This window comes from Billgrantia sp. C5P2 (assembly GCF_051062895.2).
This window is the reverse complement of record NZ_CM128542.1, coordinates 2,796,789-2,822,380: the sequence shown is the minus strand read 5'-3', so window position 1 is coordinate 2,822,380 and position 25,592 is coordinate 2,796,789. Positions and strand designations below refer to the sequence as shown.

The 25,592-nt window shown below is 65.8% G+C and carries 20 protein-coding genes; 12 read left to right on the top strand and 8 right to left on the bottom strand.

Going from position 1 to position 25,592, the window contains the following annotated elements:
• Positions 1–26 precede the first annotated feature (26 nt).
• The gene (gene pdxJ, locus ACRWQA_RS13060; RefSeq protein WP_263583471.1) at positions 27–824 is read left to right on the top strand and encodes a pyridoxine 5'-phosphate synthase; all 798 of its coding nucleotides are present in this window, start codon (positions 27–29) and stop codon (positions 822–824) included.
• The gene (acpS, locus tag ACRWQA_RS13055; RefSeq protein ID WP_263583472.1) at positions 821–1,204 is read left to right on the top strand and encodes a holo-ACP synthase; all 384 of its coding nucleotides are present in this window, start codon (positions 821–823) and stop codon (positions 1,202–1,204) included. The genes pdxJ and acpS overlap by 4 nt, the downstream gene beginning before the upstream one ends.
• On the opposite strand, the gene ACRWQA_RS13050 is transcribed toward acpS, so the two are convergent.
• A complete protein-coding gene (locus ACRWQA_RS13050) occupies positions 1,138–3,864 on the bottom strand; it encodes a HAMP domain-containing sensor histidine kinase (RefSeq protein WP_263583473.1) in 2,727 nt (908 codons plus the stop codon). The genes acpS and ACRWQA_RS13050 overlap by 67 nt on opposite strands.
• Before the next feature lie 116 nt (positions 3,865–3,980).
• Between ACRWQA_RS13050 and cysM the strand changes: the two genes are divergently transcribed.
• Genes cysM through ppc form a run of 5 tightly spaced genes read left to right on the top strand, consistent with a single transcriptional unit; the run spans position 3,981 to position 12,116 of the window.
• Positions 3,981–4,877, top strand: coding sequence for a cysteine synthase CysM (cysM, locus tag ACRWQA_RS13045; protein ID WP_263583474.1), 897 nt, complete (start codon positions 3,981–3,983; stop codon positions 4,875–4,877).
• Between the two features lies 1 nt (position 4,878).
• A complete protein-coding gene (locus tag ACRWQA_RS13040; protein ID WP_263583475.1) occupies positions 4,879–6,297 on the top strand; it encodes a TRAM domain-containing protein in 1,419 nt (472 codons plus the stop codon).
• Between the two features lie 4 nt (positions 6,298–6,301).
• Positions 6,302–8,578: a GTP diphosphokinase gene (relA, locus tag ACRWQA_RS13035; RefSeq protein ID WP_263583476.1), complete on the top strand. Its 2,277-nt coding sequence runs from the start codon at positions 6,302–6,304 to the stop codon at positions 8,576–8,578.
• A complete protein-coding gene (gene mazG, locus ACRWQA_RS13030; RefSeq protein WP_434227420.1) occupies positions 8,575–9,471 on the top strand; it encodes a nucleoside triphosphate pyrophosphohydrolase in 897 nt (298 codons plus the stop codon). The genes relA and mazG overlap by 4 nt, the downstream gene beginning before the upstream one ends.
• Positions 9,468–12,116, top strand: a complete 2,649-nt coding sequence (gene ppc / locus ACRWQA_RS13025) for a phosphoenolpyruvate carboxylase (RefSeq protein WP_434227419.1) — start codon at positions 9,468–9,470, stop codon at positions 12,114–12,116. Before mazG ends, ppc begins: the two co-directional genes overlap by 4 nt.
• A 94-nt stretch (positions 12,117–12,210) precedes the next feature.
• Here ppc and ACRWQA_RS13020 read toward each other — a convergent pair whose 3' ends face one another.
• From ACRWQA_RS13020 to ACRWQA_RS13005, 4 genes are all read right to left on the bottom strand, one after another.
• Positions 12,211–12,870 (bottom strand): peroxiredoxin, encoded by a 660-nt coding sequence (locus ACRWQA_RS13020; RefSeq protein WP_263583479.1) that lies wholly within the window; start codon positions 12,868–12,870, stop codon positions 12,211–12,213.
• 159 nt (positions 12,871–13,029) lie between these two features.
• Positions 13,030–13,704 carry a hypothetical protein gene (locus tag ACRWQA_RS13015; RefSeq protein ID WP_263583480.1) on the bottom strand — a complete coding sequence of 225 codons (675 nt, stop codon included), beginning with the start codon at positions 13,702–13,704 and terminating at the stop codon, positions 13,030–13,032.
• 133 nt (positions 13,705–13,837) lie between these two features.
• Positions 13,838–14,746 (bottom strand): ketopantoate reductase family protein, encoded by a 909-nt coding sequence (locus tag ACRWQA_RS13010; protein ID WP_434227416.1) that lies wholly within the window; start codon positions 14,744–14,746, stop codon positions 13,838–13,840.
• A gap of 67 nt (positions 14,747–14,813) precedes the next feature.
• On the bottom strand, positions 14,814–16,745 hold the full coding sequence (locus tag ACRWQA_RS13005; RefSeq protein ID WP_434227414.1) for a DNA topoisomerase III: 1,932 nt from the start codon (positions 16,743–16,745) through the stop codon (positions 14,814–14,816).
• A gap of 137 nt (positions 16,746–16,882) precedes the next feature.
• Between ACRWQA_RS13005 and ACRWQA_RS13000 the strand changes: the two genes are divergently transcribed.
• Entirely contained in the window at positions 16,883–18,127 is a 1,245-nt protein-coding gene (locus ACRWQA_RS13000) for an ABC1 kinase family protein (RefSeq protein WP_263583483.1), read from the top strand.
• 87 nt (positions 18,128–18,214) lie between these two features.
• The gene (locus ACRWQA_RS12995) at positions 18,215–20,032 is read left to right on the top strand and encodes an SEC-C domain-containing protein (RefSeq protein ID WP_263583484.1); all 1,818 of its coding nucleotides are present in this window, start codon (positions 18,215–18,217) and stop codon (positions 20,030–20,032) included.
• Between the two features lie 9 nt (positions 20,033–20,041).
• Here the strand turns inward: ACRWQA_RS12995 and ACRWQA_RS12990 are convergent, their stop codons facing one another.
• A complete protein-coding gene (locus tag ACRWQA_RS12990) occupies positions 20,042–21,409 on the bottom strand; it encodes an AmpG family muropeptide MFS transporter (RefSeq protein WP_263583485.1) in 1,368 nt (455 codons plus the stop codon).
• A gap of 176 nt (positions 21,410–21,585) precedes the next feature.
• Here ACRWQA_RS12990 and rfaH point away from each other — a divergent pair, with 176 nt between their 5' ends.
• The 3 genes from rfaH to ccoM all read left to right on the top strand — a co-directional run bounded on the left by rfaH (position 21,586) and on the right by ccoM (position 22,954).
• Positions 21,586–22,128, top strand: a complete 543-nt coding sequence (rfaH, locus tag ACRWQA_RS12985; protein WP_263583486.1) for a transcription/translation regulatory transformer protein RfaH — start codon at positions 21,586–21,588, stop codon at positions 22,126–22,128.
• 44 nt (positions 22,129–22,172) lie between these two features.
• Positions 22,173–22,679, top strand: a complete 507-nt coding sequence (locus ACRWQA_RS12980) for an FKBP-type peptidyl-prolyl cis-trans isomerase (RefSeq protein ID WP_263583487.1) — start codon at positions 22,173–22,175, stop codon at positions 22,677–22,679.
• A 158-nt stretch (positions 22,680–22,837) separates the two neighbouring features.
• Positions 22,838–22,954 carry a cytochrome c oxidase subunit CcoM gene (gene ccoM, locus ACRWQA_RS12975; RefSeq protein ID WP_276571223.1) on the top strand — a complete coding sequence of 39 codons (117 nt, stop codon included), beginning with the start codon at positions 22,838–22,840 and terminating at the stop codon, positions 22,952–22,954.
• 102 nt (positions 22,955–23,056) lie between these two features.
• On the opposite strand, the gene ACRWQA_RS12970 is transcribed toward ccoM, so the two are convergent.
• A complete protein-coding gene (locus ACRWQA_RS12970) occupies positions 23,057–23,707 on the bottom strand; it encodes a lytic transglycosylase domain-containing protein (protein ID WP_412031201.1) in 651 nt (216 codons plus the stop codon).
• 16 nt (positions 23,708–23,723) lie between these two features.
• On the bottom strand, positions 23,724–25,445 hold the full coding sequence (locus tag ACRWQA_RS12965) for a proline--tRNA ligase (protein ID WP_263583488.1): 1,722 nt from the start codon (positions 25,443–25,445) through the stop codon (positions 23,724–23,726).
• Positions 25,446–25,592 lie beyond the last annotated feature (147 nt).

Sequence of the window (25,592 nt, the reverse complement as noted above, 5' to 3'; positions counted from 1 at the left end):
CCCCCGACCTGCAGCTGGAGATCCTCATGCACCCCCCGCGCATTCTGCTTGGCGTCAACATCGATCACATTGCCACGCTGCGTCAGGCTCGTGGCACACGCTATCCCGATCCGGTCCAGGCGGCGCTGCTGGCAGAGGAGGCCGGTGCCGATGGCATCACGGTTCACTTGCGCGAAGACCGGCGGCATATCCAGGAGCGCGACGTGAGAATTCTCGCCGAGGTGCTCAACACGCGCATGAACCTGGAGATGGCGGTCACCGAGGAGATGCTGATGCTGGCCGAGGAGATCCGCCCAGCGCACGTCTGTCTGGTGCCGGAGAAGCGCGAGGAGCTGACCACCGAGGGTGGACTGGACGTGATTGGCGGTTTCGATGCGATCGCTGCCGCCTGTCGCCGCCTGGCGGCGGTGGGCTGCGAGGTATCGCTGTTCATCGACCCTGAACCTGCCCAGATCGAGGCGGCCAAGCGCGCTGGGGTGCCGGTTATCGAGCTGCATACCGGAGCCTATGCCGAGTGCACGGGGCGGGCGGCCCGCGAGGAGCATGCCCGGTTGACGGCAGCGACTGAGATGGCGCTGGAGCTGGGACTCACGGTCAATGCCGGGCATGGCCTGCATTACCACAATGTCGAGGCGATTGCGGCGATTCCGGGGCTGCATGAACTCAATATCGGCCATGCCATCATCGCCCGCGCGCTGTTCGTCGGGCTCAAGGAGGCCGTGGCCGAGATGAAGCGGCTAATGATCGCCGGCCAGGAGGCGGGTTTCATCGCCTCGCTGGAAGAGCACGACCACGATCATCACGATGACCACGACCACGCATGATTATCGGCATCGGCACCGATCTTGCTCGGGTGGCGCGCTTCGAGTCCGCGATGGCTCGCCATGGGGAGCGCTTCCCGCAACGCATACTCGGTGAGCTGGAGCGTGAACACCTGGCCCGGCGACACGACAAGGCGTCTTTCCTCGCCAAGCGTTTCGCGGCCAAGGAGGCCTTCGTCAAGGCGCTGGGTACAGGGTTGCGCCATGGCATGCGCTGGGCCGAGATTCAGGTCGCCAGCGATGCCCTGGGCCGCCCGTCACTGATGCTCTCGGGGCGGGCCCACGAACTGGCCACCGCGGCGGGTGTCAGGGCCATTCATTTGTCCTTGAGCGACGAGGCGGAACTGGCATTGGCGATGGTCGTGCTGGAGGGCGCGTCCTGACTCTCGGTATGCCAGCCGCGTAGCCGTTCGATGGCCTGGAACAGGTCGTCGATCAGCATGTCGACGTCCGTCATTCCGCGCGAACGTAACCGGGTCTCCAGCGTTTCCGCCACCAGGGCGAGTTCGGGCGCGCCGCAGTAACGGCAGGCGCCGTTGAGCGCGTGTACGACATCCAGCAGGGTCTCCGGGTTGCCGGTGGCGAGCGCGTCGCGCAGCTCGCTCACGGTTTCCGGCAGCGAGGCGACGAGTTTGTCCAGCAGCTCGCGCGCCAGGTTCGCGTTGCCGTTTGCCAGGCGAGTACCGAGTTCCATGTCGACGACGGCCAGTTCGCTGGCGGGCCCGGCTTCCTGGGCCGCGGGCAGGGGCGGCGCGTGGGGTAGCGTCACCAGGCCGATATGGCGATGCAGGACGGCCTCTAGCCGGTTGGAATCCACCGGCTTGACCAGTACCTCCTGCATGCCCGCGGCTTGCAGCCGCTCGCGTTCGCTATCGTGGGCATGGGCGGTGACCGCGATGACCGGGCAGTGCGCCCAGTGTCCCCCCAGCCGCCGTAATGCCTGGGTGGTTTCGATGCCATCCATTCCCGGCATGCGGATGTCCATCAGGACCAGCTGGAACGGAGGACCTTCGGCCTGTGCCAGGGCCTCTGCGCCGCTATCGGCTTCGACGAGCTCCAGGCCGGGGCGCTGCAATAGCTCCCGAAGCAGTCGGCGGTTGATGGCATTGTCATCGACGACCAGCACGCGAGTCTGGCGTTTTTCCACGACTTCGGGGCAGCGTTTCGCCTTGCTGCAGCGGCGTAGGGCATCTACCAGAGCCTGACGCGATACCGGCTTGCTCAGGATCTCGCAGCCGCTGGGCAGGTGCAGGTCCGGCATCTCGAGCGGGGGCACGTTGACCAGCAGCAGCACCGGGCAAGGGCTTGCCTGGAGTCTGGCTCGCCATTCCTCGAGCAGTGTTTCGTTCAGGTCGGTGGGTAGGGCGGCAACCAGCAGCGAAGGGTAGGGAGGCGTCAGCTCCGGTTGGTGGAGTTCCTCCACCTGGCCTCCCCAGAGCGTAAGCAGGTGATTCAGTGCATGACGGGTGGGATCATGCGGTTCGTAGAGGGCGACCCGGTCATTGTCGAGAATGGCTTCGACGGCGATCTCACCGCTGTCGATGACGTCCAGCGGCAAGGTGAAGGAGAAGGTCGAGCCCCGTGACGGTTCGCTCTCCACGGTGATCTGCCCGCCCATCTGCTCGACCAGCTGTCGACTGATGGCCAGGCCCAGCCCCGAGCCACCGTAATGGCGGGAGTGGCTGGCGGCGGCCTGGCGAAAGGCCTGGAACAGGCTGTGCTGCTCCTGCGGCGTGAGACCGATCCCGGTATCGCTGATGCTGACGCGCAACAGCGCGCGCCCCTGGGCATTCTGCTCCTCGAGCATCACCCGCACGATGACTTCCCCCTGCTCGGTGAACTTGAGCGCATTGTGGATCAGGTTGGTCAGCACCTGCCGGATACGCAGAGGGTCGCCACGCAGCAGAGAAGGAACGTCGTCGTAGACCAGCCCCAGCAGATGCAGCCCCTTCTGGTGGGCCAGCGGCGCTTGTTGGCTCAGCGCCTCGTCGACCAGCGATACCATGTCGAGCTCGGCACGATCCAGCTCGAGGCGGCCTGCTTCCATGCGCGAGAAATCGAGCACGTCGTTGACCAGGGCAAGCAAGTTGTCGCAGGCAATCTGTACCTGATCGAGCCACTCCCGCTGGCGTGGCTCGAGGCGAGAACGCCCCAGCAGGCGGCAGAAGCCGACGATGCCGTTGAGCGGAGTACGAATTTCATGGCTCATGCTGGCCAGGAACTCGGACTTGATCCGATTGGCTTCCAGCGCCCTGCGGTGGGCCAGGTCGAGCTCGATGTTCTTGATCTCGATGGTTTCCATCGACTCTTCCAGGTCGATGGTGGTCTGCTCGATCTGGCGCTGCATGTTCTCGTGAGACTGCTTCAGTTCGTCGCCCAGCGCATTCACGTGTCGGGCCAGTCGGCGCAGTTCGGGGGCTCCCACCTCTGGCAGGCTCGCCTCGAAATCGCCGCTACGCAGGCGCCTCAACGCCTCGGCGGCATCGTCCAGGCTGGTGTCCACGCGTCGGCCGAGGGCCGAGGCGATGACGAACAGCAGCAGGCCGAGGATCAGCAGGCCCAGGCCCGTCGTGGCCAGGCGCCGATAGTAGTCGAGGGTGAGCGGGCGGCTGTCGATATCGAGTTCGAGCCAGGCCCGGCTGGTCACGCTGCCTTCCAGCTCTGCCGGGGTAAGCGGCACCATCAGACGCCAAAGGTCGCTGCTGGTGTCGAGATGTCTCTCGAGCGGTGGCGTCGTCGCGACCTGGGCGCGGTTGCGGCCCAGCTCCAGCTGGATCATATCGCTATTGGTGTAGATCCCCACGCCGCGCGCCTCGTCGATGTCCAACAGGCGCCTGGCCATGCCGTCCAGTCGCGGCTGATCTGCCTCGATGACGGCCCGAGCCATTTCCGGCGCCTGCTGCTCGACAGCGGTAATGACGCGGTCGTGCAGGGCTGACTTGCGCCATTCGGTATCCAGGTGCAGCACGAAAACCGCCACGAGCAGCAGCACCAACAGGGGAAGACACAGTATCCACAGTGTCAGGCGATTTCCGAGCGACATCGGTGTTCCTTGGTTACGGCCTTTCCGTTCAGTATGCCACATTGACGGGGCATGCCTGTCCAGTGGATGGCACCACGGATATACTAGCGAAAAGACGTTACCCTAAGGACGGTTACATGCAATTTCCCACCATCGAGGATGTCGTCGGCCATACGCCGCTGGTGCGGCTGAAGCGTATCGCGGCGGGCCGCAACAACACCCTGTTGGCCAAACTGGAAGGCAACAATCCTGCCGGATCGGTCAAGGACCGTCCGGCGCTGTCGATGCTGGAGCAGGCCGAAGCACGTGGCGACATCACGCCGGGCGACACGCTGGTCGAGGCCACCTCGGGCAATACCGGCATCGCACTGGCCATGGCGGCCACGATCAAGGGCTACCGCCTGATCCTCATCATGCCCGAGAGCGCCTCCAGCGAGCGCAAGCAGGCCATGGCGGCCTATGGCGCCAAGCTGATCACGGTCAGCAAGGAAGGGGGCATGGAGGAGGCGCGCGACCTGGCCGAGGCAATGATCGCGCGCGGTGAGGGCAAGCCGCTCAACCAGTTCGCCAACCCCGACAACCCGTTGGCCCATTACCGTGGTACCGGCCCCGAGCTGTGGGAACAGACCGAGGGCACGATCACGCACTTCGTCAGTTCCATGGGCACCACGGGAACCATCATGGGGGTGTCGCGCTACCTCAAGGAGCGCAATCCCGAGATTCAGATCGTCGGCCTGCAGCCGGAAGATGGCGCCAGCATTGCCGGCATCCGGCGCTGGCCGAAGGAGTACCTGCCGAGCATCTTCGATGCCACGCGCGTCGACCAAGTGCTCGACATCGGCCAGTACGAAGCCGAGGAGCACATGCGTCGGCTGGCTCGCGAAGAAGGCATCCTTGCCGGCGTGTCGTCCGGGGGAGCCCTCGCCGGTGCGCTGCGCATTGCCGAACAAGTCGAGAATGCCGTGATCGTTTTCATCGTCTGCGACCGTGGCGATCGCTATCTCTCGACCGGGCTGTTCGCCCCGGAGGCTTGAGGTGGCAATGCTTGGCAAGCGACGTCCGGCGCGCCAGCGCTCCGGCGTCTCGGGGCTGCAGCGAGGCCCGGGCGAAGGTCCTCCTGCAGCGCCACCGGCCGCGGATTCGGCGGTGACCATCGAACGGCTGGCCCACGATGGCCGGGGCGTGGCGCGTGCCGCCAGCGGCAAGACCCTGTTCGTCGAAGGAGCGCTGCCGGGCGAGCGCGTAGAAGTGGCCGTAAACCGCACGCGCAAGCGCTACGACGAGGCGCATGTCCGCCAGCTGCTCGAGTCGTCGGCGGAGCGAGTCAAGCCGCCCTGTGTGCACTATGGCCAGTGTGGCGGCTGCGACCTGCAGCATCTGGCCGTCGAGGCGCAGCGCGAACACAAGCGCGCGGTGCTCGCCGAGCTGCTCCAGCGAGAGGGCATCGAGCTGCCTGAACCGCCCGGCCTGTTGGCCGGTGAGCCGCTCGGCTACCGTCGCCGCGCCCGGCTGGGCGTCAAGGTAGATGCCGAGGATGGCGTGCACCTCGGCTTCCGTGCGCGCCACGCCAGGCGCCTGGTCGATATCCAGGGTTGCGAAGTGCTCGTACCCGAGCTGGCGGCACTGGTCGGGCCGCTCAGGGAGCTGTTGGCCGAACTCGAGGCGCCGCGCCTGGTGGGGCATCTGGAACTGATCGCCGCCGACTCTTCCCGAGTGGTCGTGGTGCGTCAATTGCGTGACAACCAAGCAGACCGGCAGCGCTGGTGCGCATTCGGTGAAGCGCATGGCGTGGCCGTCGCGTGCCTGCTGGGACGCGAGGAGCCGACCCTCGAATGGCTAGGACAAGCGCCGGTGCTCGGCTATCGGCTGCCGGGGGGCAACGGTGAGCTCGAGCTCGGCTTTGCGCCGGGCGATTTCGTGCAGGTCAACGAGCAGGTCAATCGTGAGCTGGTGGCCGCGGTGCGGCACTGGTTGGCGCCGATTGCCGGCCAACGCGTGCTGGACCTGTTCGCCGGCATCGGCAACTTCGGTCTGCCGCTGGCAGCCGATGGTGCCGCGGTCACGGCGGCGGAGGGCAACCCCGCCATGGTGACCCGACTGCAGTACAATGCGAATAGCAATGGGCTAGACATCGAGGCCCTGCAGCTCGACCTCAATGACCAAGCGGCCGTGACGGCACTCCTTGCCCGCCTTGCGCCCGAGACGGTGGTGCTGGACCCGCCCCGTGACGGTGCCGATGCGGTATGTCGTGCGCTGATCGAACGCCCTGTGCCGCGGCTGGTCTACATTGCCTGTGACCCTGCCACGCTGGCGCGCGATGCGGCACGACTCGTGCATGGCGGTTATCGCATCACTCGGGTGTCGGTAGCCGACATGTTCGTGCACACCTCGCACCTGGAGTCTCTGTTGTTGCTCGAACACGGTGCAACGCAGCCGTCATCGCAAGGAGCCTAGAGAGATGGTGAAAGTTCGCGACGATCAGCCACTGACAGTCAATGGTGACGTCGATATCAGTCACTGGCTGGAACGCCTTCAGGAAGACGTCAAGCTGCGCGATCCCGCTGAAATGCGCGAGGCCTGCGAACAGGCCAAGCGCCTTGCGCAGGAAGCCGATCGTTCCCACAAGGCCTGGCTGCCTCGGGACACGACCTACCGCATGGGCCTGGAGATGGCAGACATCCTGGCCCAGCTCAAGCTCGACCAGCCGGCGCTCGAGGCGGCGGTGCTCTATCGTGCCGTGCGTGAGGGACTGATTTCGGTCGATGCCGTGGCCCGGCGCTTCGGCGGAGAAGTGGCGCACCTTATCGAGGGCGTGTTGCAGATGGCGGCCATCAGCAACGCCCAGGTTCCCAGCCAAGGACTGGTCCAGCACGACCAGCAGGACAACCTGCGCAAGATGCTGGTAACCATGATCGACGACGTGCGCGTGGCGCTGATCAAGATCGCCGAGCGCACCTGCGCGCTGCGCCAGGTCAAGGATGCCCCCCGCGAGAAGCGCTTGCAGGTCGCCCGCGAGGTGTTCGACATCTATGCGCCGCTCGCCCATCGCCTGGGCATCGGCCAGGTCAAATGGGAACTCGAGGATCTCTCCTTCCGCTACCTGCACGAGGACGACTACAAGACGATCGCGCGTCAACTGGCCGAGAAGCGCCTGGATCGCGACCGCTACATCCACGATGTGGTGGACGTGCTCAAGGGCATGCTCGAGGCGCAGGGCATCAACCAGTACGAGGTCAGCGGACGCGCCAAGCACATCTATTCGATCTGGCGCAAGATGAAGCGCAAGCGCATCGATTTCTCCCAGGTCAACGACGTACGCGCGGTTCGCATCCTGGTGCCGGAGGTGGCCGACTGCTACACCGTGCTGGGGCTGGTTCATTCGCGCTGGCACCACGTGCCCAACGAGTTCGACGATTACATCGCCAATCCCAAGAAGAACGGCTACCAGTCGTTGCACACCGCCGTGCTGGGGCCGGAGAACAAGGTGCTGGAAATTCAGATCCGCACCTTCGCCATGCATGACGAGGCCGAGCTCGGTGTCTGCGCCCACTGGCGCTACAAGGGCCATGATACCGGGGGCAAGAGCTCCAGCTACGAGGAGAAGATTGCCTGGCTGCGCCAAGTGCTCGAATGGCAGGACGAGGTCGGCGACTTCAGCGATCTGCGCGAAGGTCTCTCCAGCGATGTGGCGCCGGACCGTATCTACGTGTTCACGCCGGACGGCCACGTCATCGACCTGCCGCGCATCGCCACACCCATCGATTTCGCCTATCGGGTGCATACCGAGGTCGGTCATCGTTGCCGCGGGGCCAAGGTCGACGGCCGCATCGTGCCGCTCACCTACAAGCTCAAGACCGGACAGCAGGTCGAGATTCTCACCGCCAGCAAGGGTGGGCCCAGCCGCGACTGGATCAACCCCAGCCTCGGTTACGTGCGCACCTCGCGGGCGCGGGCCAAGATCCAGTCGTGGTTCAAGCACCAGGCTCGCGAGCAGAACGTAGAGGAGGGCAAGGCGCTGTTCGATCGTGAGATGAAGCGCCTGGACGTGGAGGACATGGACCTCGACACCCTGGCGCACAAGGTCAACTACCAGACCCCCGAGGATATGTACGCCGCGCTGGGCGCGGGCGACCTGCGCATCGGCCAGGTGCTGCACCAGGCCCAGCAGCTGTTCGGCGAGACCGACGACCAGGAGCAGCTCGACCGCCTGCTGGCCAAGCCGCGGCGCGACCAAGGGAGGAGCACGACCAGCGACATCACTGTGCTGGGCGTGGGCAACCTCAAGACCAGCATGGCCAACTGCTGCCACCCGGTGCCCGGCGAGCCGATCGTCGGTTTCATCACCCAGGGTCGCGGGGTCACCGTGCACCGCCAGGATTGCCCCAACATCCTGCAGCTGCGTCTGGACGAGCCGCAGCGGGTCATCGAGGTGGAGTGGGGGCAGCGCGCCCGTACCCAGTATCCGGTCGATATCGAGATCCAGGCCTGGGATCGCTCGGGTCTGCTGCGTGACGTCACCGGGCTTCTCGGCAACGAGAAGGTCAACGTACTCTCGGTCAACACCCTGACCGATACCCGCGACGGCATTGCCCGCATGCGCATTACCGTGGAGGTCGATGGCCTGGAGATGCTGGGCAGGCTCTTCTCACGCATCCAGCAGCTGTCCAACGTGATCGAGGTCCAGCGCCTGCGTACGGGGGCGAAGGGGATGAAGCGCAAGGGGAGCAATACATGAGCGAGATCCGACACGGCATCGATGACCTGCTGGTGCTGATGGCCGTGCTGCGCGATCCGGAGCAGGGCTGTCCCTGGGACCTCGAGCAGGACTGGGACAGCATCGTGCCGCATACCCTGGAAGAGGCTTACGAGGTGGCCGATGCCATCGAACGCCGCGCCTTCGACGAGTTGCCGGGGGAGCTCGGCGACCTGCTGTTCCAGGTGGTCTACTACAGCCAGTTCGCCCGCGAGGAAGGGCATTTCGATTTCCACGACGTGGTGCACACCCTGACCGCCAAGATGGTGCGCCGCCATCCGCACGTCTTCCCCGAGGGTACCCTGGAGTCGCGACGCCCTGCCGGTGTCAGCGCCGAGCAGGTAGAGACCCGCCAGGTCCACAGTCGCTGGGAGTCGCTCAAGGCCGAGGAGCGAACCGGGCGCAGCGAGGAGCCGCTGGGCGCCTCGGTGCTCGACGATATCCCGCGCACGCTGCCGGCGCTGTCACGTGCTGCCAAGCTCTCCAAGCGTGCCGCCCGTGTGGGGTTCGACTGGCCCGATGCCACGGGTGTGATCGCCAAGATTCGCGAGGAGCTCGACGAGGTCGAACAGGCCCTGGCCGAGGGCGACCGCGACCACGCCGCCATGGAAGTGGGCGACCTGCTTTTCGCCGTGACCAACCTGGCACGTACTCTCAAGGCCGATCCCGAACGATGCCTACGCGACACCAATGCCAAGTTCGAGCGCCGCTTTCGCCATGTCGAGTGGGCCTTGGCCGAGTGCGGCATGACCCCCCGCGACGTCGACCTGGACACCATGGAGCGTCATTGGCAAGAGGCCAAGCGGCTCGAGAGCGCAGTTTCCGAAACGTCAGTTGGACATTCCGAATCGTCTTCAGGAGGTGATCGGCCATGAGCGGCGATCTGCACGAATCCCTACGCGACAATGTACGTATCCTCGGCGACAGCCTGGGCCGCACCATCGCCGACGACCTGGGTCAAGGCTTCGTCGATCGCATCGAGACCATCCGCGGCCTGGCCAAGAGTGGCCGGCAGGGAGACGTGCAGAGCAGCCGTGAGCTGATCGAGTACCTGCGCAAGCTGCCCGATCGTGACCTGCTGCCGGTGACGCGTGCCTTCAACCAGTTCCTCAACCTGGCCAACATCGCCGAGCAGCACTACCGCGCACGCTTTCGCCGCGTCGAGGACTACAGGCCCGGTTCGCAACCGGTGCTTTCCGAGCTGCTGGCGCGGGCCCGCGGCGCCGGTCATGCGCCGCGCAAGCTGGTCGAGAGCCTGGCCACCATGCGCGTCGAGCTGGTGCTGACCGCGCATCCCACCGAGGTCATCCGGCGCACCCTGATCCAGAAGTACGACGCGATCGATGAATGTCTCACCGTCATCGAGTCCTCGCTGGACTATCCCGAGCGTGCCAGCCGCGCCCGCGGGCGCCTCGAGGAGCTGATCAGCCAGGCCTGGCACACCGATGAGATCCGCCATGAGCGGCCCACGCCGGTGGACGAGGCCAAGTGGGGTTTTGCGGTGATCGAGAATTCGCTGTGGCACGCGGTACCGGCATTCCACCGTGACCTCGACAGCCTGCTGCTGGAATCCGCCGGAGAGCGGCTGCCGCTGGATGCCGCGCCGATCGTGTTCGCCTCCTGGATGGGTGGGGATCGCGACGGCAACCCCAACGTGACCTCACGGGTGACACGCGAAGTGTTGCTGCTGGGACGATGGATGGCAGCGGATCTCTACCTGCGCGACCTGGAGCAGCTCAAGGCCGAACTCTCCATGTGGAAATGCAACAGCGCGCTGCGGGCCGAGGTCGGTAACGTCGCCGAACCCTACCGTGAGCTGCTCAAGCGCCTGCTGCAGCGAGTCGAGGCGACCCGTGACTGGGCCAAGGCCCAGCTCGACGGGCGCAGCTACGAGGGCGGTCCGATCATCGAGAACAGTGACCAGCTCTACGCGCCGCTACTGACCTGCTACCGCTCGCTGTGCGACGTCGGACTCGACACCATTGCCAATGGCGCGTTGCTCGACACCCTGCGCCGAGTCGCGGTGTTCGGCGTGACCCTGACCAAGCTCGACATTCGCCAGGAAGCGAGTCGCCACGCCATGGTCATGGAGGAACTGACCCAGGCCCTCGAGCTCGGCCACTACCGCGACTGGAGCGAGGAGCAACGGCAGGCCTTCCTGCTCGCCGAGCTGGAGTCGCGCCGTCCCCTGATTCCGCGGCGCTGGGAGTGCTCGGCCGAGACTCGCGAAGTGCTCGACACCTTCATGGTCATTGCCAGCGAGCAGTCCGAAGCGCTCGGTACCTATATCATTTCCATGGCCGCCCAGCCCTCCGACGTGCTTACGGTCGCCCTGCTCATGAAAGAGGTCGGCGGTGTCGTCTCGTTGCCCATCGCTCCGTTGTTCGAGACGCTGGATGACCTCAACCGCGCCGGCGACGTGATCGATCGACTGCTTGCGCTGCCGGGTTACCGAGCGCTGGCCGGCGACCGCCAGGAGGTCATGATCGGCTATTCCGACTCGGCCAAGGATGCCGGTCAGTTGGCTGCCGCCTGGGCGCAATATCGGGCTCAGGAGCGATTGGTGGAAGTGTGCCGAGGCCACGGCGTCGACCTGACCCTGTTCCACGGCCGGGGGGGGGCAGTGGGGCGTGGCGGTGGCCCGGCCTATGCGGCCATCCTGTCGCAGCCGCCGGGTTCGGTGAACGGCAGCCTGCGTGTCACCGAGCAGGGCGAGATGATCCGCTTCAAGTTCGGTCAGCCGGACATCGCCCTGCGTTCCATGGAGATCTACGCCTGTGCGGTGCTGGAGGCGACTCTGCTGCCCCCGCCGGCACCCGAGCCCCGCTGGCGCGAGGAGATGGACCGCCTGGCCGAGATCGCACACCGTGCCTATGTCGGCGTGGTACGCGAGGATCCCGATTTCGTGCCCTACTTCCGGGCGGTGACCCCCGAGGGGGTGCTGGGGCATCTGCCGCTGGGCTCGCGCCCGACCAAGCGACGCCAGGATGGCGGCGTGGAGACCCTGCGTGCGATTCCCTGGATCTTCGCCTGGACCCAGATCCGCCTGATGCTACCGGCCTGGCTGGGCAGCGGCGAAGCCTTTTCCACACGCATGGAAGAGGAGGGCGGCCTCGAAGTCCTGCGCGAGATGCGCGACCGCTGGCCTTTCTTCGGCACCTACCTGGACATGCTCGAGATGCTGCTGGCCAAGGGCGACGTGGGCATTGCTTCCTATTACGAGCAGCGCCTGGTCGATGAGCCCGCCCTCAAGGAGCTCGGTACTCAACTGCGCCAGCGTTTCACCAAGCTGCAGTCGGTCGTGCTGGAGATTCTCGACCAACCGCAGTTGCTGGACCAGACGCCGTTGATCCGTCAGGCCATCGAGGTGCGCAATCCTTATATCGACCCGCTGCATGGGCTGCAGGCCGAGCTGCTGCAGCGTAATCGCGACGCCGACGGTGCCATCAGCGGGGAGCTTTCACGCGCTCTGATGGTGACCATGGCAGGGATTGCCGCAGGTCTGCGTAACACCGGCTGAATGTAATTGGGGCTGGAAAGCGACTGCGCTCGGCCATACGACACCGCCCCGGCATGTTGCCGGGGCGGTGTCGTCAACGAAGCCTGGTGTGGCTTCAGTTAGGCTGCTTGACGGTGCGCAGGTAGGGCTTGATGGTGGTGAAGCCTTCCGGGTATTTCTTTCTTGCTTCCTCGTCGCTGACAGCGGGTGGGATGATCACGTCGTCACCGGGTCGCCAATTCACCGGCGTGGCCACGGTATGCTTGGCATTGAGCTGGATCGAGTCGAGCAGGCGCATCACCTCGTTGAAGTCGCGTCCGGAGGTCATCGGGTAGACCAGCATCGCCTTGACCTTCTTGTCCGGCCCGATGATGAACACCGAACGCACCGTGGCGTTGTCGGCGGGGGTGCGGCCCTCGGCGGTGCCCGGCTCCTCGGCGGGCAGCATGTCGTAGAGCTTGGCGACCTCCAGCTTGTCGTCGCCGATCATCGGATAGTTGGGCGCCGTGCCCTGGGTTTCCTCGATGTCCTTGGACCAGGCGGCATGGTTGTCCACGGGGTCCACTGAAAGGCCGATAATCTTCGTGTTGCGCTTGTCGAACTCGGGCTTGAGCCTGGCCATATAGCCCAGCTCAGTGGTGCATACCGGCGTGAAATCCTTTGGGTGCGAAAAAAGAATGCACCAGCTGTCGCCGATCCATTCATGAAAATTCAAGGTTCCCTGAGTGGTTTGTGCAGTGAAATCTGGCGCGGTATCGCCGATTCTGAGACTCATCGTAGTGACTCCAGGATCATGAGTTCATGTAGTAGCGCCGCATGTCGCCATGCAGCGCTGATTGAATATAGAACATGCCCAGCCGGGATGCTGTGGAACGCTCCTCGACCCGGTGTATGGTGTATCGAGTCAGGGTGCCGGTTGCTGTCGCACTGTGTCCTAGAAGGCGTAATGGAGCGAGGCCGTGATCAGGTTCAGGTGGGCCATGCTGGGAGCGTCGATCTCCTCGAACTCCAGGCGGCTGACCAGCCGATTGTGTTGCAGCCGCGCACCGAAGCCCTGGATGCGGGCGGTCCCGGTCGTGGCTGCATACAGCGGCTCGCCCTGGGTCACCGGGTCGCCCTCCCATTCGGCGAAGCCCGACTTGGCGTAGAACCCAAGCTGACCCATGCGCACTCCGGCCACCAGGCTTCCGCCCAGTGTCGTGGTGTTGACCAGCATGGCCTGGTCGGAATAGCGGGTCGGGACCTCGTCGCTTTCACGGTAGGTGAACTCGGCTCCGAGATCGAGATGCGGCAGGTTTGTCGGCGAGAAGCCCGCCGTCACGCGGAAGCCGGAGGTATAACCATCGATCGTCTCGAGGTCGCCCCCTTCCAGCACCACGCCATTGTCGAGGTACATCAGGTCGCTGGTTCTACTGGCATAGGAGGGTCGGTTCAGGGAAGTCGGCGTCAGCGAGGCAAGCAGATCGTGCGAGGCCTCGGCATAGGCGGCAGGCTCGCTGTACAGGAGCGCGCTCTCCCCGTGGGGCGCGCTCGTGTCTGCCATGGCCACGAGAGACGATAGCGTCAGGCCGACAGCCAAGGTGATGGCACCTCTGAAACACGTTGTCATGTTCCCTGACTCATTCCCTGTACGAAGCGGTTCGCTTACCCGAACTCTCAAAGCGAAACGCGCATCTAGCTTGGGCGTACGAAGCTAATTACAAGAGCTTAGCAGCCGGGCGTCCTGTTCGCCAGGCGGCTCATCAACGCTGAGGCTGAGTACTGCTTTGCGCCAGCGAGTCGTCGAGTCCGTCCAGGCTGGGGGTGGCAATGCCGTGCCGATGGGCGGCTGACAGCAGCGGCTGAAGAATAGCCTGGCGTTCGGTGGGTCGCCCGGCCATCACGTCCTGCAACATGGAGGCACGATTGTTGGCGGTTGCCGCGACCACCTGCCATACCAGGGCGTGCCAACCCGCTGCCGGAGGCGCGATGCCCTCGGCGGCCATTATCGTGGCGACTTCGTCGATGATTCTCTCCACCATGGGCCGAAAAGGACGGTCGCGCAACTGGCCGTTGCGAATGCGAAAGCGTGCCACCAGCGGATTGATGGCGGCGTTCACCACCAGCTTGTGCCAGAGCCGTACGCCGATGTCCTCGACCGCCACGGCGACCAGGCCCGCCTGGTCGAGCAGGGCGGCCAATTCTCGGCATGATGGGGCGTGCCGGTTGTCGAGATCGCCGATGTAGGTGATGCCACGACCGGCATGGGTCACACGTTCGTCGTCATTGATCCAGGCACCTTCGGTGGTCGAGGCGCACAGCACGGGGCCAGGATGACGACGGTCGAGTTCGGGCTGCACCTGGTAGCCGTTCTGCCACAGGACCAGCGTCGGCGCGCCATCCAGCCGAGCCATGGCGGCGGCGTAGGCGGCATCGGCGGCATAGGCCTTGGTGGTCAGGTGCAGGAAAGTCGGGGGCGCGGGCGGCAGTCGGTCGATTTCAAGCGTAACGAGGCGCCGCGTACGTTGCGTGCCTTCCGACGTGGTCAGTGTCTGCTCGGCGGGCAGCGGCCGGCGACCGGCCAGGACCACCGGCGCGACATCGGCCAGGTGCAGGGCCAGCAGCCGGCCCACGGCGCCGGGGCCTACGATCAGATGGGTCTGGTCGTTCATGATGTGCCTTGGTCATCGAACAGGGGCAGCATACCGGTGCTCGGTAGGCGGATGCCAGTCCGTGCCATCAAGCACTCGTACGCGGCTTGCGGCGTGTCCGTCCCGCAGTGCTGCGGCCGCGCCGGCTCTTGCCCGTCGCTCCGCGCCGCTTCGGTGCGGCGGCTGCGGCCTCGCCCTGGGCCGTGGCCATGGCCTGGCGCAGGCGATTCGCGTCGGCACTGCCCAGCAGGCCGCGCAGGTCCTCGATCAGGGCGGAGAGAAACGGTGCCGGGTCGTCGCCCCGCTCGGCGATGGCCGTCAGCCGCTGTTCCCATAGCGCGGTACGCTCCGGCCGGGACGCGGCCTCGGGCAGCGAAGCGATCAGGCCGCTGCCCAGGCGGGTGGCGCGCAGCGTCTTCTTCTGCCGCACCAGGTAGCCGCGCTCGATCAGCGTTTCGATGATGCCGGCGCGGGTTGCCTCGGTACCCAAGCCGTCATGCTCACGCAGGGTGCGCCTGACCTCGGGGTCGTCGACGTAGCGGGCGATGTTCATCATCGCCTTGATCAGGCTGGCATCGGTGAAGGGTTCCGGCGGGCGTGTCTCGCGGTCCTCGACCTCGCATGCCATGACCCGGCAGCTTTCGCCCTCCGTGAGGGGCGGCAGCGGTGGGGCTTCCTCGCGTGTGCTGAACAGCGGTTTCCAGCCCGGCTGGAGAAGTTCCTGGCCGCTGGCCCGAAAGCACTCGGCGAGGATGGTGAACTCCGCCTTCACCTCGCGGGCGACCAGTGGTGGGTAGAACTGCGCCAGCACATTGCGCGCGATGAGGCGGAACACATCGGCTTCGGCGCGCTCCAGCCGCTCGAGTTCGGCCGGTTTCCCGGTGGGGGCCAGGGCATGGTGGGCGCCTACTTTCTTGTCGTCCCAGGCCTTGGAGAGTAGCGAGAAGTCAGCGCCGGTCAGCCAGCTGCGCAGGGTCTCGTCCTGGCTGCAGGCGCTCGTCAGGGTGGCACGCGCCTGGGCCAGGTGCTCCTCGGGCAGGTAGCGACAGTCCGAACGCGGGTAGGTAATGAGCTTGTGTCGTTCGTAGAGCCGCTGACAGGTGTCCAGCACGGCCTGGGCAGAGAGGCCGAAGCGCCGCGCGGCGTCCACTTGCAGCGCCGAGAGCGAGTAGGGCAGTGGGGCGGACTGACGTTTCTGGCGGGTCTCGAGCGAGGTCAGCTTTCCCTCGGCGCCGGGCAGTTGCGCTGCCAGCGCCTCGGCCGGAGCGCGCTCGAGCAGGCGACCCTGGTCGTCGAGCCGGTGGTTCTCTCTGGGCTGCCACCAGGCGCGTAGCTGGCCGCCGGCCACCGCCAGGTCGGCCCACAGCACATGAAAGGGGTAGGGCCGGAAGTCGCGGATCTCGGCGTCGCGACGCACTACCAGCCCGAGTACCGGGGTCTGCACCCGACCCACCGAAAGCACGCCGTCATGGCCGGCCTGCCGCCCGGTCAGGGTCCAGGCGCGGGTCAAGTTGATGCCGTACAGCCAGTCGGCGCGGGAACGCGACTCGGCGGCACGGTAGAGCGACTGGTAGCGGGCGTTGTCCTCAAGCCGCGCCAGGGCACGCTGCACCGCGGGCCGATTGAGGTCGCTGACCAGCAGGCGCGACACGGGCCCCTTCCAGCCTAGGTGCTCGATCACTTCCTGCACCAGCAGTTGCCCCTCCCGGTCCGGGTCGCCGGCATGCACCACTTCCCGAGCCTGCTTGAGCAGCTTGCGTATGACGGCGAGCTGTCCCCTGGCCTTGGGGCGCGGACTGAGCTGCCAGCGAGATGGCAGGATCGGCAGATGGTCCAACCGCCACTGTTTGAAGGCGGGATCGTAGGCGTCGGGGGGCGCCTGCTCCAGCAGATGGCCCAAGCACCAGGTGACGATGGTTTCACCGGCGTGAAGTGCGCCGTCCTCACGGCGTGCACCGCCCGGCAGGGCCTCGGCGATGGCTCGGGCCAGGCTGGGTTTTTCGGCGATGATCAGGCGCATGTCACCTTTCCGTTGCAGTCGAGTCGCGTCATTTCTGGATATTCTTACAGTTATCGGCCGGCAGGACCAGAGGTCGAAAACACCATGAGCTGTACAATGCGCTAGCGGGAGTTCAACAGGGAGAGGAGAGCGCCATCATGCGGGAACGAGGAAGGACGCGGCGGCTGTTGGGTCTCGGGGCGCGTACCGGCGGCACCCTGCTGCGCAGCCGGCTCGGTGGCGAGGCCGACTGGCGCGCGCTGGGCGAGGCGCTGTTCGAGGGGCTCTCCGAGTTGAAAGGCCCGGCCATGAAGCTGGCCCAGATCATGGCGCAGTGGGACGACCTGCTGCCGCCGGATCTCGCCGACGAGCTGGCGCGCCTGCAGCGCCAGGCCGAGCCCATGCCCTGGGAGGGCATACGGAGTACCCTGATCGAGCAATATGGCGAACTCGATGCTCACTTCCACGAGATAGAACCTATGCCCTTCGCCAGTGCTTCCATGGGGCAGGTGCACCGTGCGGTGACCCGGGGCGGCGAGGTGCTGGTGCTCAAGGTGCAGTATCCGGGGCTGGCCGACATTCTGGAGAGTGATCTGGCCCAGCTCAGGCGTATCATGCGCCTCGGCCGCTGGCTCAGGGTACCTCAGGCACGTTTGGACGCCCTGTTCGAGGAGCTCGCCGCCAGCCTGCGCAGCGAGCTCGATTACCATGCCGAGGCGCGTGCGCTGGAACGCTATCGGCAGCGCTATGCGCATGTCGCAAACCTGCTCATTCCCGAGCCACTACCCACTCTTTCCGGCCCGCGGGTGCTGGCCATGCGCTACGTGGCGGGCACGCCGCTACGCGAGCTGGAAGGGGCGGATGATGCCAAGCGGCAGCGTGTCGCCGCGACCCTGGCTGACTGGCTCACCGAAGAGCTCTTCACCTACGGCGAGCTGCATGCCGATCCGCATGCCGGCAACTTTGCCGTCGACGCCGAGGGCCGGCTGGTGATCTACGACCTGGGTGCGGTGATCGCGGTGCCGGAAGCGCACCTGAAGGCGACGATGCAACTGCTCGATGCCACCTTGGCGGCCGATCCCATGGCCATGGACGACGCCCTGTGCCGGCTGGGTGGCCGCCAGGGGCAGGGTGCGCCGCTGGCGCTCTATCGCGAATCCGCCGAAGCGGTGGCGCCGTTGTTCGAACCCGGCCCGCAGGACTTCTCCGACGTCCGGGTGCACCGCCGTCTGCGCGATCTCACCCCCAAGGTGTGGGCGGCCATGGATCGCTTGCAGCCGCCGGCTGACGTGCTGCTGCTGTCGCGTACGCTGAACGGGCACTACTGGAACCTGGTGCGCCTGGGGGCGCGCCTCGACATGCATGCCCGCACCCGCCCGCTGCTGGCCTGGGCGCGCCAATGAGCCCATGCGGCGATGCCTGGCTTGTGTGCAGCATCGAACCACGCTTCCCTGTTACTATATGCGCCTTTTGAACTGGCGGAGAGAGTGATGCTGGCAGTATGGGTGGAACAGCTGCTGGGCTATGCTTCGGGTGCCTTGGCAGCCATCCGTGAAGAGGAGCGCTACCCGGCCTTCATGGCCTGGGCGCGTGAGGAGGGTGCCGTGCTGATGGGCGGCGACCTGGCCATGGCCCAGGCACTCGCGCCCATCTTGTGGAGCCAGACTCCGCTCGAACGCGCCGGCTTTACCTGCGAGCCCTTGGCACCGCCCGGCCGCAACGAACCCTGCTGGTGCGATTCCGGGCGCAAGACCAAGCACTGTTGCGGGGCCGTCTCGATGCCCGCCGAAGTGCCCGACCATCTGATGTGGATGCTCTCGCTGCGCGACTGGAAGGGGCCGACCCTCAAGGCCGCTCTCGAGAGCGGCAACGCCCCCGCCCAGGCCCTGCTCGAGGCCGGGCTGATCGCCGCCGAGACGGGTCAGCGCGGGCGTGCGCAGCAGATCCTCGAATCGCTGTTCCAGCGTGCCGACTGGTCACGTCTGCCGGCCCAGGCCGAGCCCGCCTTCGAACTGCTGATCGATCTTTATCAGGAGCGCGGCTTCATCCGCAAGCGCGCCGAGCTGCTCGACGAAGTGCTCGACCGCGGCCCGCTGTTCCTGCGCGGTGTGGCCCTGGAGCGGCTTTGCCTGATGCATCTGGACAACGACGACCTCGACAGCGCCCGTTCCGCCTTCGTGCGAGCCCAGCAGGCGCTGCCCGATTCGCCGACCCTGGCCTATATCGAAGCCATGCTGCTGCTGCATGAGGGGCACGAGGAGGAAGCCGCGGAGCGCGCGCGCTTCTGGTTCCGGCGCCTGTCTCGCAAGGGCGAACTGGAGCCCGACCAGTTGCAGTTCCTGGCCGACCTGGCGGAGAACCCCGGCGCCACCCTGGCCGATCAGTTGCTCAATGCCGAGGAGGACCTGGCGGAGCCGCTGGCCGCCTTGCAGGAGCTGCTGTCGGAGCTGCCCACGGCGCGTGGTCTGGACGTGCGCCGCACCGAGACGGGGGAGTTGGAGTATCACAGCAGTGCCCGCGAGGACACTCTGTTTGCCGCCTGGCAAAAGGTCTTCCAGGTGGAAGTGGATGACGAGAGCGCCCTGGGCCTCAAGGGCGATCCCTGGGTCCAGGCCGGGGACTGGCTGCGTGAAATCTGTGCCCATCCCGAATGGCTCGATTCGCCGCGCGTGGTGGAATCGCTCACTCTGGCCCTGACCAGCCGCTTCGGCAGCCTGCCGTGGATGTCACCGAGCCTGTTCGAGCCCTTGGCCGATCGCCTGGAACGCTGGCTCGAGCGGGTACGGGGCGAGGGCGAGGGGGCCTTCCTGTGGGATAGCGCCGACAATGCCGTGTTGCTGCGTACCGGCCTGGCGCTCGTGGTCGGCATGGAGCGGGGCGCCCGGGAGCGTTCCCGGCGCCTGGCCGAACGATTGCTGTCGCTCGACGACCAGGACAGCCTGGGCCTGCAGGAATTGGTACTCGACCAGTTGCTGCGCGAGGGACGCGACCGCGAGGCCTTGGCCATGACCGAGACCCGGGGCGACGACACGCCGGTGCTGGGGCTTCTCATGGGACGGGCGTTGGCGCTGTTCCGGCTGGAGCGTATCGACGAGGCCAACGAGGCGCTGCGCGAAGTGCATCGTCACAATCCTCATGCCATGCCGATGCTGTGCGCCGAGCAGACCCGCCCGGTGCATCTGGGGCCGGACAGCGTCGCCGAGCCCGGCACCCGCGCCGAGGCGTGGCAGTATCGCACGCTGATGCGCGATCAGTGGCGTGCCACGCCGGGCGCCCTGGCCTGGTTGCAGGAGATGCTCGACGACTGAAGCGCCTCGTCAGGCCGGGCGAGGGGTGGGCGGCGGCACCAGGGCCTTGTCGCGGCTGATCCAGATCGCCAGCGCGATGGCCGGCAGCCCCAGGGCCGTGGAGATGAGAAAGAAGGTGGCGTAGCCCTGCGCCTCTACCACTAGCCCGCCGAAGCCGCTCAGGAACTTGCCGGGCAAGGTCATCAGCGACGAGAACAGCGCGTATTGGGTCGCGGTATAGGCGCGTGAGGTCAGGCTCGACAGGAAGGCGATGAAAACCGCGCTCGCCAGGCCGTTGGCCAGATTGTCGCCGACGATGGCCATCACCAGCATCGGCAGGCTCTGGCCGGCCAGCGCCAGGGCGGCGAACAGCAGGTTGGTCAGGGTGGCCGCTGCCGCGCCGAGCACCAGGATCGGTCCGATACCATAGCGTGCCACCATCAACCCACCCATGATGCCGCCGCTGATACTCATGGCGATGCCGAACACATTGGTGACCTTGGCGATGATTTCCAGCGAAAAGCCCATATCGATATAGAGCGGGTTGGCCATCGATGCCATGGCCAGGTCGCTGATGCGGAATACGGCCACGAAGACCAGCAGCCACAGCGCCTTGAGCCGGTGCCGGGTAATGAAGTCAGTGAAGGGGCAGACCACCGCACCGATCAGCCAGGCGCCCAGGCGGCGCAGCAGGCGCGGCTTGCCACGGCTGGCGCGGATGAAGGCGCGTACGCGAGGCTCGTGGATCAATTGGGTGGTCAATGACAGGCGCTTGGGTTCGGGGCGCAGCAGTACCGTGATCACGCCAACGCCGACCAGTACCGCCATGGCCAGGTAGGCAGCCTGCCAGGAGAACCACGAAGCCACGTACAGGGCACCGGCTCCGGCGGCCAGCAGCCCGCCGCGATAGCCGATGATATAGGTGGAGGCCATGGCCGCCTGCATGTCATCCGGCGCCGACTCGATGCGGAAGGCGTCGATGGCGATGTCCTGGGTGGCCGAGCCGAAGGCCACCAGCAGGGCGAAAGCGGCCACCAGCGTCAGGTTCTGCTGTGGCTCGAGGCTCGCCAGGCCCACCAGGCCGCCGATGATCATGGCCTGGGCCACCAGCATCCAGCCGCGCCGTTGGCCTAGAGCGCGCGTCAACACCGGCAACGCCAGGCGATCCACCACCGGTGCCCAGAAGAACTTGATCGAATAGAGCATGCCGATCCAGGCGAAGAAACCGATGGCGGCCACCTGGACACCGTCGCTGCGCAGCCAGGCCGACAGGGTCGAGAATACCAGCAGGAACGGCAGGCCGGCCGAAAAGCCCAGGAACAGCATGGTGATGACGGGGGCGCGTAGATAAATGGCCAGGGCAGCTCCCCAACTGCGCTGAGCGGTAGGGATGGTCATGCGTGGCGAAACTCCTTGAAGAACAGTGGCCAGGGGCGGCCTGCTGCCAGCAACAGTGTTAGAATGGCCCACCGCGCGGTGGAGGTGGGCGGCCCAGTAGGCCCCAACTTCCGGCCGCTCGATTGTTGCAGAGCCCCGGCATTGATGCCAGCAGGATATCCCGGTAGGAGGCCTTCATGAGTCACAGCGAACGTCAGCCGATCGACGACGAGCACGACAGCCTGCCGCGTTGGTACGTCGTGCAATGCAAGGGAGGCGAATCCTTCCGTGCCTCAGAGCATCTGGCCAACCAGGGGTATGAGCTGTTCCACCCCATTCTGCAGGTGCAGAAGAAGCGCGGTGGCAAGCTGGTATGGCTGGACGAGCCGCTGTTTCCCCACTACCTGTTCATCCGCCTCGACCGTATTGCCAGCAACTGGCGGCCGATCCGCTCGACCCGGGGCGTACTCCGGATCGTCACTTTCGGCGACCACCCGTTGCCGGTCGACGACGAGTTGGTGGCAATGCTGCGGGAGCGAGGCGCCCAAGGGCAGGAGAATGTCGCCAACGTCTATTTCCGCGCCGGCGAGAAGGTAGAGATCACTGAGGGGCCGTTCAAGGATCTGCAAGCGGTCTTTGCCAGCCACAAGGGCGACGAGCGGGCTATCGTGCTGCTCAACCTGCTCAATCGACAGCAGCAACTGGAGATGCCCGTGGCGAACCTGCGCCCGCGGACTTGATCCCTCCTGGCGCCAGCCTCGCCAACCGACCAAAGGAGACCGCCATGAATATTGCTCCGCAGCGGGTCGTTACCCTGCACTACATGCTCAGTGACGAGCAGGGCCAAGTGCTCGACGACTCGCGTGCCCGTACCAAGCCCCTCGAGTACCTGCATGGCCACGACAACATCATGGCGGGCCTCGAAAGGGCTCTGACGGGCTACGCGGTCGGCGACAAGTTGAGCGTGACACTGACGCCACGCGAAGCCTACGGTGAGCGCAACGACAGCCTGATCCAGGAGGTCGGCCGCGGTGCCTTCCCCCAGGACGACCTGGCGCCTGGAATGCGCTTCCAGACCCCCGGCGACGACGGTCCTCAGGTCGTCACGGTGCTCGAGGTGCGTGACGACAGCGTGCTCATCGACACCAACCACCCCCTGGCCGGGCACACCCTGAGCTATGCACTGGAAGTGCTCGACGTGCGCGAGGCGACTCGTGCCGAGCTGGCCAAGGGACATCCGCTTCCCGCGGGTATCGAACCGTCCCAGGTCGAAGATCGCAAGGCTCCCTGACCCCTCAAGAAGCTCGAATCCGCTCGAAAAACTGACCTGTGTCAATTCGTTGCGCGGCACTCGCCGCGGCCGAGGCGGAATTTGATTCAGGTCAGTTTTCCATGTGCGTCAAACGGCTAGAGTGAACCCATCACATCAGGTGACGGGGAGAAACCACCATGTACTGGGATGATGCAGTCGTTTTCGGGCTGGTAACCGTCGCGATGATGGTCGCTTTCATGGCAGGTTGGATCGGCTTCGTGATTCGCGATCATCGTCGCAAGCGCAAGCACTGAGCCAGTCTGCAGAGCAAGTCGTCAGGGGAGGGGGGAGTTTTCCCCCCAGTAGCCGGCCCAATTGGGCCGGCATTTTTATTTCCGATGATTTGCCACGTCGCATCAGCGCCCGACCCACCAGTGGTCGGTCCAGGCACGCATCACCCGCTCGGGATACCAGGTCTGGCCCAGGCTGCCGTTGTAGCGGGCCAGTGCACGGGTGAGGTCGCCACGTTCGACGGCCAGATAGTGCGCAAGTATCGTGCAGCCGTAGCGAAGGTTGAGCCAGGGATCCATCAGGTCGTCGGCACTGCGACCCAGCTCTCCGATCCAGAACGGCATGATCTGCATCAGCCCCACCGCGCCGGCGGAGGAGACGGCATCGGCGCGAAAGGCGCTCTCGACCTGAATCACCGCCAGGACGATTTCAGGCGCCAGCCCCGCCAGCCGGGCCTCGTGGTAGATACGCGTGAGCATCTCGCCGCGCAGGGCCTCGTCGCGCACGAAGCGTGCGAGCTTGGGCTCCATCTGGCTCATCCACTGGCGTGCCGCCCATATCTGGTCTGGCGAGGGCGGCGTGGTGACCAGCGTGTCGAGGGTCTGGCGCAGCGAAGGGGGGATGTCGGGCTCCACCCGAATCCGCCGAGCGGGCGGGGCCTGCAGGGCCACGGGCAAGGCGTCGAGAAAGCCCGATTCCCCACCGTCGGTAGTCTCGCCTTGCTCCCGCGCGGAAGTTGGCTGGGTGCCAAGCAGGCTGGCCGCGACCAGCAACACCGCGGCCAGCCGACGATTACACCCCGGTCCGCTCGCGCAGGAATTCGACGATGCTGTCGGCAGGCACCATGGTCGCTTCACTGTCACGCCGTCCCTTGTACTCCAGTTCGCCATTGTCCAGTCCGCGGTCGCCGACTACCAGTCGATGGGGAATGCCGATCAGTTCCTGATCGGCGAACTTCACCCCGGGGCGCAGGTCGCGATCGTCCATCAGCACGTCAAGGCCGGCTGCGGTGAGGGCCTGGTAGAGCCGCTCGGACTCCTCCCGCACGCGCTGCGACTTGTGCGCGTTCATCGGTACCAGGGCGACCTGGAAGGGCGCGATGGCGTTGGGCCAGATAATGCCGTTCTCATCGTGGTTCTGCTCGATGGCGGCGGCGACCACGCGGGTCACGCCGATACCGTAGCAGCCCATCCAGGGGTGGGCTGCCTTGCCGTTGTCGTCGAGCACCGTGGCGTTCATTGCCTCGGAGTACTTCTTGCCCAACTGGAACACGTGACCGACCTCGATACCACGCTTGATCGAAAGCGTGCCCTTGCCGTCCGGCGAGGGGTCGCCCTCGACCACGTTGCGAATGTCGGCCACCTTGGGCAGTGCCGCGTCGCGCTCCCAGTTGATGCCGAAGTAGTGCTTGCCATCGACGTTGGCGCCGGCACCGAAGTCGCTCATCAGGGCCACGCTGCGGTCGATGATGATCGGCATGTCGAGGTTCACCGGGCCCAGCGAGCCGGGGCCGGCGCCGACCACGGCGCGAATCTCTTCTTCCGTGGCCATGGTCAGCGGTGCGGCTACCTCGGGCAGGTTCTCGGCCTTGACCTCGTTGAGCTCGTGGTCGCCGCGCACCAGCAGGGCGATCAGGCCGCCCTCGGTAGCGCGCACCATCAGCGTCTTGATGGTCTTCTCGATGGGCAGGCCGTGCTGTTCCACCAGGGCGGCGATGGTCTTGGCGTTGGGCGTGTCGACCAGGCGCAATGCTTCGCTCGGCGCGGCGCGCTCGGCATTGGTGCCCAGCGGCGCAGGCAGCGCCTCGGCCTTCTCGATATTGGCGGCATAGTCGGATTCGGTGGAGAACGCGATATCGTCTTCGCCCGAAGCAGCCAGCACGTGGAACTCGTGGGAACCGGTGCCGCCGATGGCGCCGTTGTCGGCCAGGACCGGGCGGAAGTCCAGCCCCAGGCGAGTGAAGATCCGCACGTAGGCGTCGTACATCGCCTGGTAGGTCTCCTTCAGGGAGTCCTGGTCGATGTGGAAGGAGTAAGCATCCTTCATGATGAACTCACGCGAGCGCATCACACCGAAGCGCGGGCGGATCTCGTCGCGGAACTTGGTCTGGATCTGGTAGAAGTTGGCCGGCAGCTGCTTGTAGCTGGAGAGCTCGCGGCGCATCAGGTCGGTGATCACCTCTTCATGGGTGGGGCCGACGCAGTAGTCGCGCTCGTGGCGGTCCTTCAGGCGCAGCAGCTCGGGACCGTACTGCTCCCAGCGGCCGGATTCCTGCCACAGTTCGGCGGGCTGTACCGCCGGCATCAACACCTCCTGGGCTCCGGATCGATCCATCTCCTCGCGCACGATGCGCTCCACCTTGCGCAGAGTACGCAGGCCGACCGGCAGCCAGGTGTACAGGCCCGAGGTCAGGCGACGAATCATGCCGGCACGCAGCATCAGCTGATGGCTGACGACCTCGGCATCGGAGGGAGTTTCCTTGAGGGTGGCGATCAACAGTTGGGTGGCGCGCATGGGTCCGGCGTTTCCTTCCAGCATGGGCTGACATGAGTCGAGATGCCGCGCAGGCGGCGTTCGGGGCATTGTACGGCCAACGAGGAATGGCGGCAAAAGGCATCGCCATTGGCTTCGTCACTCGGGGCTGCTCCGTCGACAGAGCTA